The 12,203-nt window shown below is 46.8% G+C and carries 12 protein-coding genes; 9 read left to right on the top strand and 3 right to left on the bottom strand.

Annotated elements, in window-relative coordinates; translation table 11 throughout:
* Positions 1-138: 138 nt before the first annotated feature.
* On the bottom strand, positions 139-1,020 hold the full coding sequence (locus AAKU61_RS01335) for a ferritin family protein (protein ID WP_322120986.1): 882 nt from the start codon (positions 1,018-1,020) through the stop codon (positions 139-141).
* Between the two features lie 264 nt (positions 1,021-1,284).
* Between AAKU61_RS01335 and AAKU61_RS01330 the strand changes: the two genes are divergently transcribed.
* The 8 genes from AAKU61_RS01330 (at position 1,285) to AAKU61_RS01295 (ending at position 8,057) form a co-directional block, all read left to right on the top strand.
* Positions 1,285-1,869 (top strand): glutathione peroxidase, encoded by a 585-nt coding sequence (locus AAKU61_RS01330; protein WP_322120985.1) that lies wholly within the window; start codon positions 1,285-1,287, stop codon positions 1,867-1,869.
* A 300-nt stretch (positions 1,870-2,169) separates the two neighbouring features.
* Complete coding sequence (locus tag AAKU61_RS01325; RefSeq protein WP_354329115.1) at positions 2,170-3,480, top strand: NAD(P)/FAD-dependent oxidoreductase; 1,311 nt, start codon at positions 2,170-2,172, stop codon at positions 3,478-3,480.
* Between the two features lie 3 nt (positions 3,481-3,483).
* Positions 3,484-4,296 carry a DUF1365 domain-containing protein gene (locus AAKU61_RS01320; protein WP_354328964.1) on the top strand — a complete coding sequence of 271 codons (813 nt, stop codon included), beginning with the start codon at positions 3,484-3,486 and terminating at the stop codon, positions 4,294-4,296.
* Positions 4,293-5,531, top strand: coding sequence for a class I SAM-dependent methyltransferase (locus AAKU61_RS01315; protein ID WP_354328962.1), 1,239 nt, complete (start codon positions 4,293-4,295; stop codon positions 5,529-5,531). The genes AAKU61_RS01320 and AAKU61_RS01315 overlap by 4 nt, the downstream gene beginning before the upstream one ends.
* Positions 5,528-6,112: a chalcone isomerase family protein gene (locus AAKU61_RS01310; RefSeq protein WP_354328960.1), complete on the top strand. Its 585-nt coding sequence runs from the start codon at positions 5,528-5,530 to the stop codon at positions 6,110-6,112. The genes AAKU61_RS01315 and AAKU61_RS01310 overlap by 4 nt, the downstream gene beginning before the upstream one ends.
* Before the next feature lie 99 nt (positions 6,113-6,211).
* Entirely contained in the window at positions 6,212-6,790 is a 579-nt protein-coding gene (locus AAKU61_RS01305) for a DUF3833 domain-containing protein (protein ID WP_503012564.1), read from the top strand.
* Entirely contained in the window at positions 6,787-7,554 is a 768-nt protein-coding gene (locus AAKU61_RS01300) for an SDR family NAD(P)-dependent oxidoreductase (protein WP_322120979.1), read from the top strand. The genes AAKU61_RS01305 and AAKU61_RS01300 overlap by 4 nt, the downstream gene beginning before the upstream one ends.
* Positions 7,551-8,057, top strand: a complete 507-nt coding sequence (locus tag AAKU61_RS01295) for a nuclear transport factor 2 family protein (protein ID WP_354328958.1) — start codon at positions 7,551-7,553, stop codon at positions 8,055-8,057. Before AAKU61_RS01300 ends, AAKU61_RS01295 begins: the two co-directional genes overlap by 4 nt.
* Positions 8,058-8,258: 201 nt before the next feature.
* Here AAKU61_RS01295 and AAKU61_RS01290 read toward each other — a convergent pair whose 3' ends face one another.
* Positions 8,259-9,179 (bottom strand): PhaM family polyhydroxyalkanoate granule multifunctional regulatory protein, encoded by a 921-nt coding sequence (locus tag AAKU61_RS01290; protein ID WP_354328956.1) that lies wholly within the window; start codon positions 9,177-9,179, stop codon positions 8,259-8,261.
* 137 nt (positions 9,180-9,316) lie between these two features.
* On the bottom strand, positions 9,317-10,561 hold the full coding sequence (locus AAKU61_RS01285; RefSeq protein ID WP_354329112.1) for a branched-chain amino acid ABC transporter substrate-binding protein: 1,245 nt from the start codon (positions 10,559-10,561) through the stop codon (positions 9,317-9,319).
* 409 nt (positions 10,562-10,970) lie between these two features.
* On the opposite strand from AAKU61_RS01285, the gene AAKU61_RS01280 reads away from it, so the two are divergent.
* Positions 10,971-12,203, top strand: coding sequence for a DUF3108 domain-containing protein (locus AAKU61_RS01280; RefSeq protein WP_354328954.1), 1,233 nt, complete (start codon positions 10,971-10,973; stop codon positions 12,201-12,203).

Here is a 12,203-nt window from a genome sequence, read left to right as displayed (position 1 = left end):
ATGACTGGACAATAAGGCATATTTCATAAAATGAATGGGGAGTATATTAAATACATATAAAAAATAGCTGCAAACGAATGCAGCTATTTTAGCTAAAACCAGATCAGATTAGCGAGCAGCCGAGGCTAGCCATTAATCTTAAACAGCGCCTGGCACCACGCCGGCCGCCAGCACCGCATTGTCACTCGCAGCCAATCTTTGTGACACTTCTTTACGATAGCGATTTAAATCTTGTACCGACTCAAAAGTACGCTCAAACAGTAGCGACATATTATGCAAAATACGTTCTATGACTTTCTTTTCCCACACGATATCAAAATTAATTTGCCCGTCTAACCAACGCTCCAGCCAATCAGGATCTGGCAAGCGACTTTGTATGGTGTCATTAGGAAACAACGATTGATTAACATGCAAATTGGTCGGATGCAAAGGCTTTTCCGTGCGGCGGGCAGATGCCATCAAGACGCCAATCTTGGCGAAAGCTGCACGTGCGGTATCGCCTGCTTCGCCCAAAGCCTTTTTCATATAACGCAAGTAGGCGCCGCCATGACGTGCTTCATCCTGGCTAATGATTTTGTAAATTTGTTTGATGACGGGTTCGGTGTGCCAGTCGGAGGCGCAGCGATACCAATGGTTCAGACGAATCTCGCCGCAAAAATGCAGCATCAGAGTTTCTAACGGTGGTGCAGGATCAAATTCAAAGCGAACTTTATCCAGCTCTTCCTCGGTTGGTACCAATTCCGGGTGGAAGCGACGCAGATACTCCATCAGGACCAAAGAATGCTTTTGCTCTTCAAAAAACCAGATAGACATAAAAGCGCAAAAATCGCTGTCACCCCGGTTATCACGCAAAAACATTTCGGTGGCAGGCAATGCAGACCATTCGGTAATCGCATTCATCTTGATGGTTTGCGCCTGTTCCAGCGTCAACTTAGAAGCATCGTACTGATCCCACTTGATGTCGGTATCCATGTTCCAGCGGACTTGCTCTAAGGATTTAAACAGTTCTGGGTAAAGCATAATGACCCTTACAAAGTTACAGCAAAAATAAAAATATTTACTCGATTTTACCAGACAGATATGACTGCTTCACGACAAATAAAAAGTGAAAACGGGACATTCCTCAGATGAGCGCATCAGGACTTATCCACAAAAACATACTCTGAGATGGTGCAAATTCAGGGTCTACTTTCTGTTCATGTTGGGGTATGACAGAATTTTTCAACTTAATATAAGATACGCAAACCGAGTCAAATTGGATGTCATCGTAATCAAGGAGCATGTATGTCTTATTCTCACAAAATCAGCGGCGCATTATTATTCAGCTTGGTTGCTGGCATTTCTAGCGTTGCAATACCGGATACTGCACTGGCAGACACTACGGCAAGTTGCCCTGCTGTCTTACACCATACGTTTAACCGCTTACAAGACGATGCGCCACAAGATCTTTGTCAGTACGCCGGCAAAGTGACTCTGGTTGTGAATACTGCCAGCTACTGCGGCTTTACCAGCCAATATCAAGGCTTGGAAGCGTTACACGCCAAATATAATCCTAAAGGCTTGGTTGTGCTCGGCTTTCCATCCAATGATTTTGGTCAGCAAGAACCAGGTAACAGCAAGGAAATCGCCGATTTTTGCTTTAATACCTACGGCGTGAAATTCCCGATGTTCTCTAAATCATCGGTCAAAGGAAAAGACGTCAATCCCTTGCATGCAGAATTAATCAAGGCAACCGGCACCACACCAAAATGGAATTTTTATAAATATCTGATCGATCGCAAAGGCAATGTCGTAGCGGCTTACTCCAGCGTGACTACGCCAGACGATAAAAAATTGGTCGCAGATATCGAAAAAGCGTTGGCGCAATAAGCTTAATTGCGGGTCGCAAAGTAAATAATCAGGGGCAAAACTATAAAGAACGGGTCATCGCAAAGATCGGTCAGTAATTGATGTATCGTTATAAATGTGGGTGCGCTAAGGCGTGCCCATTTTTATACGTGAAAATTAAACATAAAGATTCCGCAATCTGATCCGCGAATCAAAGATTATCCTTGTGCCAATAAATCGTTTGAATTGAATCCGTTTACTCAAGTCATGCGTAAAAGACAGTAGAAGCAAAGTAACTTTGCAATTATATTAATAGACTACTACCTTCCTTGTTTGAATATGATGAAAATTGCGGTCATCGGTTCCGGCATCTCCGGCCTCTCTTGCGCTTATCGCTTATCCCAGGCGCAACATCACGTTAGCTTGTTTGAAGCCAATGATTATTTTGGCGGACACACGCACACAGTAGATGTGACCCTAGACGGCTGCACTTATGGTGTCGACACGGGGTTTTTAGTGTTTAACCACAAAACCTATCCCAATCTGGTTCAGCTATTTAAAGAACTTGAGATAGAAACCGTCGCCACCGACATGTCATTCTCGGTAAAAATGCCCATCGGCAAGCGGATGATGGAATGGGCGGGCGCCAATCTTGATACCGTTTTCGCACAACGTCGCAATTTGTTGAGCCCCGGTTTTTTGCGCATGCTAAGAGACATCTTACGTTTTAACAAACAAACTACGGCGTTGGCCAATACGGCCAAAGAAGCGGCAACAGCATCAGCTAACAGTAATAATGATTTTCAGCTTTCGCTCGGCGCTTTTTTAGATAAGCATCACTACAGCGCAGAATTCCGTTCCTGGTATTTACTGCCGATGGCGGCCTGCATCTGGTCTTGCCCTACCGCTGCGATGATGGCCTTTCCTTTGTCGTCGTTTGTACAGTTTTGCCACAATCATGGCTTGTTGCAAGTCAATGACCGACCACGCTGGCAAACCGTCAAAGGCGGAGCTAAACACTATGTCGATCAAATGCTCAAAGAGCTACCAAATCGTTATCTGAACACGCCTGTTCTGGCGGTTCATCGCACACCCAAAAAGACGGTACAGATCCAGACCAAAGATGGTTTGCAAGAATTTGATCACGTCGTTTTAGCAACCCATAGCGACCAGAGCCTGCGCATGCTGGCAGACGCCTCCACCAATGAGCAGACCATTTTATCGGCAGTCACTTATGAGCCAAACAGAGCGGTATTGCATACCGACGCCCGCTTTTTACCCGAGCAGAAAAAAGCCTGGTCGGCCTGGAATTACCAAAGTGAAAGCGGTGCCGAACCCAAGGTCTGCGTACATTATCTGATCAATCAATTGCAACCTTTGCCATTCAGTACGCCCGTGATCGTGACCTTAAATCCGATCAGCGAGCCTGATCCGGCAAAAGTCTTGGCCAGCTTTGATTATGCCCATCCGGTGTTTGATCAAAAGGCCATACAAGCACAAACTCGCTTACACCAAATCCAAGGCCAGGCGCACACCTGGTTTGCCGGTGCCTGGACTGGGTATGGCTTTCATGAAGATGGCTTGAAATCAGGCTTAGCTGTAGCCGAACAATTGCTGTCGCAGCATCAGCAACAAACTAGCAAGGCTGCCTGAGCCATGGACGCCAAGCTAACCGCGACCATCCAACTCTGTATAGGAGAGGTTCGGCATCACCGTTTGCGCCCGGCGGCGAATCGTTTTAACTATGGCGTATTTTTTATCCGCGTACCTCTGCGCTCCTTGGGAAATGCAAGTGTCAGCGCAAGCCAAAACGGATGTCGCCTGTTCTCGCGCAATCGCTTTAATCTGATGTCGTTTTACGACAAAGATCATGGCGATGGGCAGCAAGCCTTGTTGCCGTGGATTGACAACTTACTCAAATCAGAAAATGTGACCGACGCCACGGGTGAAATCTGGCTACAAAGTTTTCCAAGAGTGTTAGGTTATGTATTTAACCCAGTCTCATTCTGGTTTTGCCATCGCGAAGATGGCGAATTACGTGCCATCGTGTGTGAGGTACGCAATACCTTTGGCGAAAAACATATTTACTTGCTAGACACTGGTGCGGCACAAAAATATGGCCAAGAATTAATCGCCAAAAAAATCTTCCATGTCTCCCCTTTTTGCGCGATAGAAGGCAAATACCGTTTTCGCTTTATGCAAGCGACGCGCCAGATCGGTGATGCAATTCGGTTACAGCATGTTGCGCGAATTGATTATGACGACGACACCGGGCCTTTGTTATTGACCAGTATCGCCGGTGGAGAAAACTCTCTCAGCAACCAACTCGTTGCCTGGGCTTTGCTGCGCTATCCCTTACTCACCTTTGGTATCGTCGCACGCATCCATTTACAAGCGCTTTATCTCTGGATAAAACGTGTTCCATTTTTTTCTAAACCTATTCCCCCTGCCAAAGAGGTAAGCCGATGAGCAGCCTGCATCCAACATTAAACCCAGACCAAGATCAAACTGCAGCGATCAATACAGCAGAGTTTCCAGCAGAGGCAAAATTTGTTCTTAGTCTGCTCAATAAGCTGCAATATGGCAGCCTGACTATCCAATTTCCTGATCAGCAAATAGCGACTTTTGGCGATGGTAATCATCCAAAAATTCAATTGCATATGAAAGATTGGCAGCTCTGCCGCTCCGTCTTAAAATCTGGCGATATCGGTTTTGCAGAAAGCTACATTGCGGGCAATTGGAGTACGCCACAACTGCCTGCTTTGATAGAAATGATTTCGCGCAATCGTCAGCAGTTAGAGTCCGTGATTTATGGTACATGGTGGGGCAACTTGCTGTATCGGGTAAAGCATTTTTTAAACCGTAACTCACGCTCTGGTAGCAAAAAAAATATTCATGCGCACTATGACATAGGCAATGACTTTTATCGCCTGTGGCTTGATCCTTCTATGACGTATTCCAGTGCCTTATTCTCCGGCGATAAAGTGGAAACTTTGCATGATGCGCAACTGGCAAAATACCGACGCATCTTGCAGCAGTTACAAGTACACCCACAAGATAATATTCTGGAAATTGGTTGCGGCTGGGGCGGCTTTGCGGAGGTTGCCGCAACCGAGGCATTTGCGCATGTCACCGGACTGACGCTTTCGACAGAACAACTCCATTTTGCGCAAGAGCGTTTGCAAAAAGCAGGCTTGCATGAAAAAAGTAAATTGCACATCCAGGATTATCGCGATGCTCATGGTAATTACGACGCGATCGCCTCGATCGAAATGTTTGAAGCCGTCGGTGAATCTTACTGGCCAAGCTATTTTGAATGTATCAGCCGCAATCTGAAAAAAGGTGGTCGTGCCTGCGTACAAAGTATCGTGATTGCCGATGATTTATTTGACCGTTATCGCAAAGGGACAGACTTTATTCAGCAATACATTTTCCCAGGCGGCATGCTACCTTCGATACAAATCTTTAAACAATACGCGCAGGAACATGGCCTGGAAGTGGTTGATACTTTTACCTTTGGTCTTGATTACGCCAGAACTTTGCAAGAATGGCGTAGTGCCTTTATGGCCAAGTTAACAGAAATCAGGGCGCAAGGTTTTGACGACGAATTTTTCCGCACATGGGAATTTTATCTGGCCTATTGCGAAGCAGGCTTCCGCGCTCATAGTATTGATGTCGCACAATTCACTTTGGTAAAAAAATGAGTCGCCCGCATCCATCGCGCTCACTGCGTGCTTTATTTTTGTTGCTATGTTCACTGCTACTCGCCAGCTCGGTGACTATGGAAGCAATGGCAGCAGATTCAGAGCACATCAAAAAAGAAATCCCGCAAGCACATGCCTTGGGTAGTGGCACATTCCGCTGGTTCGGGATTGCGGTTTATGATGCTCAGTTATGGGTAGGCAAAGATGGCTATACACCCGAGGCCAGCGGCAAATTAGGCAAGGAACCGCTAGCATTGGATTTGACATATGCACGCTCGCTGGTGGGCAGCAAAATTGCCGAAGCGAGTATTGAAGAGATTCAAAAGCTAAAATTAGGCACGGCAGATCAGCGTAAAATCTGGCTGGAGCAAATGCGAAAACTGTTTCCTGATGTAAAAGAAGGTAATCACATTACCGGCATTTTTATACCTGCCGAAGCAGCCCGGTTTTACTTAGATGGAAAATTATTGGGTGAAATTAAAGACGCTGATTTTGCGAATGCTTTTTTTTCTATTTGGTTAGATAAAAAAACAACTGCTCCGGATTTGCGCCAAAAATTGCTGGCTGGCAGTAACGGCTAACACAGCTGATGCATCTAATGCAGTAACCAAGGCATCTCCCAAAGCAACAAAACCGCCTCACTAAGCTTGGTCTATTTTTAATTTATCAAGGACATCCTGATGAACCTATTTTTCCGTTCCGTTATGCAAGCATTCAGTAAATTCAGCCGGCTAACCATGGGTGTCTCCGTCGCCTTGTTGCTGAGCTCTTGCGCCAGTAGTTTTGAACCCTCCATGTACGCAACAGAAAAACCAACATTAGAATTGACCCGTTACTTCAACGGTGTGGTTGATGCCTGGGGTATGTTCCAAGATCGCTCAGGCAAAATCGTGAAACGTTTTACCGTCGTCATGCATTGCAACTGGAATGGCGATACCGGCACACTGGATGAAGATTTTACTTACTCGGACGGTACCAAGCAAAAGCGCGTCTGGACTTTGAAAAAAACCTCTGAAACGACTTTTATCGGCACCGCAGCCGATGTCGTGGGTGAAGCCAAAGGCGTCATTTCGGGTAATACTTTGCATTGGAATTATGTGCTCGCCTTGCCCGTAGACGGGAAAATTATCAATGTTGATTTTGATGATCTGATGGTATTGATGGATGACAAAATTATGCTGAACCGTGCCTTGATGAGCAAGTATGGCATCTCGCTAGGTAGCGTCACTCTGTCCTTTACTAAACGTGATAGCAAATGAATCCACGCATAAGCGACTGGCGCGGAAAACACGTCTGGGTCATCGGTGCCTCCACTGGCATCGGCGCGGAGACCGCCAAGTTATTACTGCAAAAAGGCGCCAATGTGGCGCTGTCGGCGCGGCAAAAAACCACATTGGAGCAAGTAGCCGCAGGTCATAGCGCGGCGATGATTTTGCCTGTCGATATTACCGACCATGCGACTTTAGTTGAAGCACATGCAAACTTAATACAAACATGGGGCAAGATAGATTTGGTCTTGGTAGTAGCAGGCGGTTATAACGCTATGCGGGCGGATGAATTTGATTTACTTGCAGCGAATAAGCTGATCGATCTGAATCTGCGCGGAGTCTTAAATTGTCTGGATGTCGTTTTGCCGACCTTGCTACGACAAGGGCAAGGCGGGATTGGCATTGTGGGATCGGTTGCGGGTTTATCGGGTCTGCCCAAAGCGCTGATTTATGGACCGACCAAAGCGGCGATTATCAATTTATGTGAATCGCTGTATTTTGATCTACATCCTAAAAATATTGCGGTGTACCTGATCAGCCCCGGCTTTGTCAAAACCCCGCTGACTGCGGATAATGACTTTGAAATGCCTTCATTAATCACGGCAGAAGTTGCCGCGCAAGAGCTAGTAGCTGGCATAGAATTGGGGCAGTTTCATATCCATTTTCCAAAACGCTTTACGAACTGGCTCAGGTTTGCGCGTTTGCTGCCTTATCGCTGGTATTTTGCGTTGATCCATAAAACGACCGGACTATGAACGAGAACTCTTTTCCTGGCGTGGGCACTCATATTGTGACTAATCCAGCTACTAATGTAGTCAATGCGGTAGACGCCTACGAAGAGGCGTTGGAAAAACTCATCGTTTTTTTTGAGACGCTCACACCTGACAGCAGCCAGCAAATCAGCGCGATTTATGCTGAAAAAGCTTACTTCAAAGATCCGTTTAATGAGGTACAAGATGTGGCCGCCATTATCAAAATTTTTTCTCACATGTTCTCGCAAGTGAACCAGCCGCGGTTTAAAGTCCACACCCATATTTTGCAAGGAAATGAAGCCTTTATCAGTTGGGATTTTTTGTTCACGATGAAGCGGTTTTCCAGCGAATTGCAGCGCATTAAAGGCGCAACGCATTTACGTTTTCTAGAAGATGGTCGCGTCAGTTATCACCGGGATTACTGGGATGCAGCGGAAGAATTATATGAAAAGCTGCCGATACTGGGAAGCCTGATGCGGGCATTAAAACGCGCTGCCAGAAATTGATCTGAACAGCGCCAACACAATATACTCCCCCTCATTTTTACAAAATACGCCTTATAGTCCAATGATTCTCTGGACAATTAAATATACATAGAGGCAGTATATTTAAAAATTCTCTATGGCTAATGCGGCATATGCCCTTTGTCTGGCAATTGATACTACTTATATCAGCATGGGCTAAGCAGCCATCAAGCTTTATGAAGCTTACGTTGAAGTGCGTTTTTTTGCTGCCACCGTCGCCTTTTTTACCACAGTAGTTTTAATTGGCGACTGACTTGCTGCTTTATGGACAGCCGTATTGGTCGCAGTGCCGGGTTTAGTTTTGGCAGAGGTTTTAACGACTTTAATTTTCTTCGCTGCGGCTGTAGGTGTTGTTGCCGCTGCTGCCGCTGCTGCCTTCTCCGGTGCTTTTTTTACTGAGTTTTTAGGTGCGCTCTTGCTTGACGTTGAAGTGGCTTTTTTTGCTGCTTTTTCAGGCGTTGGCTCCTCCGGTTCGCTTGCCATTGCTTTGCTGACTGCTTGCTTAAATTGATCTTGCAGCAAGTTCCACCAGGCTGCCGGGTTGCTAAACCGGGTCGAACTATCCGCGCCTGCGGCATCTTCTGCTGTGGCGTGCTGTGCTGGGGTATTGGGTATCGGGTCTGGAAGCGGCGCACTTGCGGGCAAACGCGTGCTGACAACGGGTGGTGGAGTGGGTGTAAATATGGGCGCGGCTTCAGAACTACCTTTGTTATTGCCAGAATCAGCGGGAGGATTAGGCCAGTAATCACGCGTAGGCTTTGCTGCCTCCGGCGAGCTTGTAGAAGAGCTTGCGGGTGAGCTTGAAGACGCGCTTGCCGCGCTCATGGTGTTGGCGAAACTCTCGCTTAAAGAATTGAGTGCCGCAATCGTTGCACGCTGTACTTCTAGTGCTTGTATAGTGCCGCGCAACATGTTCATGTTGACTGTCAGCCAGGATTCTACGGTTTTCAGATCTTTGATTTTTTTATCTAAGTCATCAATGGACACGGTCGGCGTGACCATACCTGGAATATGCATGCCGCCCCATAGATTTTTGACGAAGGACAAGCTGTCATTCATCGACGCCATACCGGGAATCTCGCTGGTATTAAAAGGGGAAGTCATGGTGGTCTCCTGATGGTGTTGCTATCTGTAGTGCGATCTGTAATGCTATCTGCATTGCTATCGTTTTTTTGAACATGCGGCGGATATGAATCCATCCAATGGGTCAAATCTGCCGATGCAAATTCAGCAGATCAAATTCAGTTGAATCGACTCATCTTGCATGAGGTCGGCAGTGCCGTCAATCGTGATGGGAAATAGCGTTCAGTTTTAAAGCCATAACCACTGCCCTCATTATCAAACCACACTGCACCACGCATTGCACCAGCATTTAAAGTTCCGCGGCTAAAGTCGGTACGTTTTTGCATCACAGATACATACAGGGGCTGTATCAGTTGATGGTCGCTGGCACGCATGCTGGCATCATGAAAACCGTTTTTAAAGCTGGCACCTTCCAAGGCTTTGGCGACGGCAGCGGCTTCTACACTCCCGGCTTTTTCAATCGCGGCAACGAGCATCCTGATCATCACCTGCATACGCAAATGCACATAATCATCCCGCGGATCGGGGTAGCGCTGGCGGAAGCTTTGATAAAACGCATCACTCTCAGCGCCACCCACATTGGGATGCCACTCTGCCACCGCACGTACCCGACCAACTCCGGCATCAGCAATCGCGGCTGGTGCGCCTAAAGCATTGGCGTAAAAAGTATAAAACTTGATGTCCATACCCGCCTCTTTCACCGCCTTGATTAACAAAGTCAGGTCGTTACCCCAATTGCCAGTGATCACCGTATCGGCACCACTGGCTTTGATCTTGGCAGCGTAAGGTGCAAAATCTTTGATCTTACCAATCGGATGCAAGTCTTCTCCTACTATTGCCATGTCTGGACGTTTTGCCGCCAGCATGCTGCGCGCAGCGCTTGCTACTTGTCTGCCGAAACTATAATCCTGCCCCACCAAATACACCTTTTTGGCATGCACATCGTCCCGGATCACGTCGGTCAGCACGTTCATTCGCATGTCTGCATTGGCATCAAAACGAAAATGCCAAAAACTACATTTCTCATTCGTCAAACTTGGTTCTACTGCGGAATAATTCAAAAACAAAACCCGGTGCTGCGGCACACGCTGGTTATGCTTATTGATCGCATCCACCAAAGCCAGTGCTACGGCGGAGCTATTACCTTGCACAATAAATGGGATGTCCTGATCGGTCACATGCTTTAGCAAGGTCAGACTATCTTCTACGCCTTGCTTATTATCAAAGGTAGATAAACTCAACGGATGCCTGCCATCCGGCAAACGTACGCCACCATGTGCGTTCACCTGCTCTATCGCTAATTGCAAGTTACGCACGACGGCCTCACCTGCATTGCTGAAAGCACCACTCAAGCCGTCTATCATGGCAATCCGTATCGGCGTGGTCTGCACTTTGTCCGTCATCACTGAGGATAATTTAGAAGGTGGACTAGAAGCTGAATTAACAGCACGGTCAGGAGCTGAAAAGGCGGGTTGCGCTATGATGGCGGGTAACAACAGAACGACCAATAAGGCAATCCAGCGAGAAACTTTTTTTGCTCTAAACAACATCAACAACCTCATTTTTGGTGCGTACTTAAAATCATCTCTGCTACCCATATTGCTATCAGCAATAGTGCTTTGCTTACATTTTACATGGCGACAGTCATCGTAAGTCGACGCCAGAACGTTTACCATAGAGCTTGATGTGAGCAAATGAACTAAGATCGTTTTGCTACCTCTATCTTAGGTATGTACCTGAGTTAATACGTTATTGAGTTAATTCGCAAATTCAGTCCAACCAAATTCAACAGGCAATAGTGCTAAACGTAACATGACGTCTAATCTGCTGACAAGACTGCGCCCCGACCGTAAAATTTTTGCTTTTGTGCTTGCTGCAATCTTGCTGCATGTCATGGCATTGCATTGGATTAATTCGCTTCCGGATAAGACCTCCGGTGTAGATCTTAAAGATACAGAGATCAAACCTAGTTTGTTATACGTCAACCAAATTATTCAGAAAACTCCGACAAAACAGGACGAAGTAATAGCACCAAGCAAAATAGTGAAGCTTGATAAAAAATCGATAGCAGTAGCAACACCTGCACCAAGCCCAAAATCAGCTCCCGCAAAACAGCCCATAGCACCGCCACTACCAGGCCAGGTTGCCGATGGTAGTCAGGAAACCGCGATCTACGAGGCGGCAGCAGGTTATCTGGCAGTCACACCGGTACCAAGGCAGCCCGCGGCTTCTAGCAATTCAGCCACCTCTGCACCTAATCCTGCCAGCACATCGTCTGACATCGCGGCACCGCTGACCCCAGCGCAGCAAACTACAGCAGAACAGACTGCCGCTCCCACAGCAAGCCAAAGCGAGAACGCTAATTTATCAGCACAATTTAAAGTAAGCCCGCCACCATCAGCGCTACTAGAATTGCAATTGATCAGATCAGAAGCGAATGGCAATCCCTTTTATGGCGTAGGTGAAATCAACTGGCATGTCAGCGATCGTGCTTATAGTATGTCGGTGGATGCGGGTGTAAATTTGTTGGTCACAACACTGAATTTATTGAAAATAAAAAGTGAGGGAAAAATCACCGAAGCGGGGATCGCACCTGTGACCAGCAGCGAATCCAGACGTAACCGCTCAGAAACTGCGATCCATTTTAATTATGAAGAAAAGCTAGTCAGCTTTTCCTCCTCAAATAAGTCTTTGCCCCTGGCCGACGGCGCACAAGATAAAGCCTCGGTGCTAATGCAACTGGCAGGCATAGGTTATGCCGATCCTAGCCAATTCCGTACCGGACGAGAAATCGTCATCCAAGTCGCAGAAGAACGCGATGCGACTAACTTCCAATTCGTGATCCTTGGACAAGAAGAATTAAAAAATAAACTCGGTACATTTAACACCTGGCATGTGGTACGTCCGCCTCGTCCCGGAGCCTACAATTCGCAACTCGACGTCTGGTTTGCGCCAGACAAAAACTGGTATCCCGTGCAGGTACGAAATACAGAAAGTAGTGGAGCCATCACTACTCAAATAGTGACCAAAATTACGCCGCAATAA

This window comes from Undibacterium sp. GrIS 1.2, assembly GCF_040544435.1.
In the GTDB taxonomy this organism is placed as follows: domain Bacteria; phylum Pseudomonadota; class Gammaproteobacteria; order Burkholderiales; family Burkholderiaceae_D; genus Undibacterium.
Note: the sequence above shows the minus strand (reverse complement) of the source record. Positions and strands in the feature narration are given on the sequence as shown.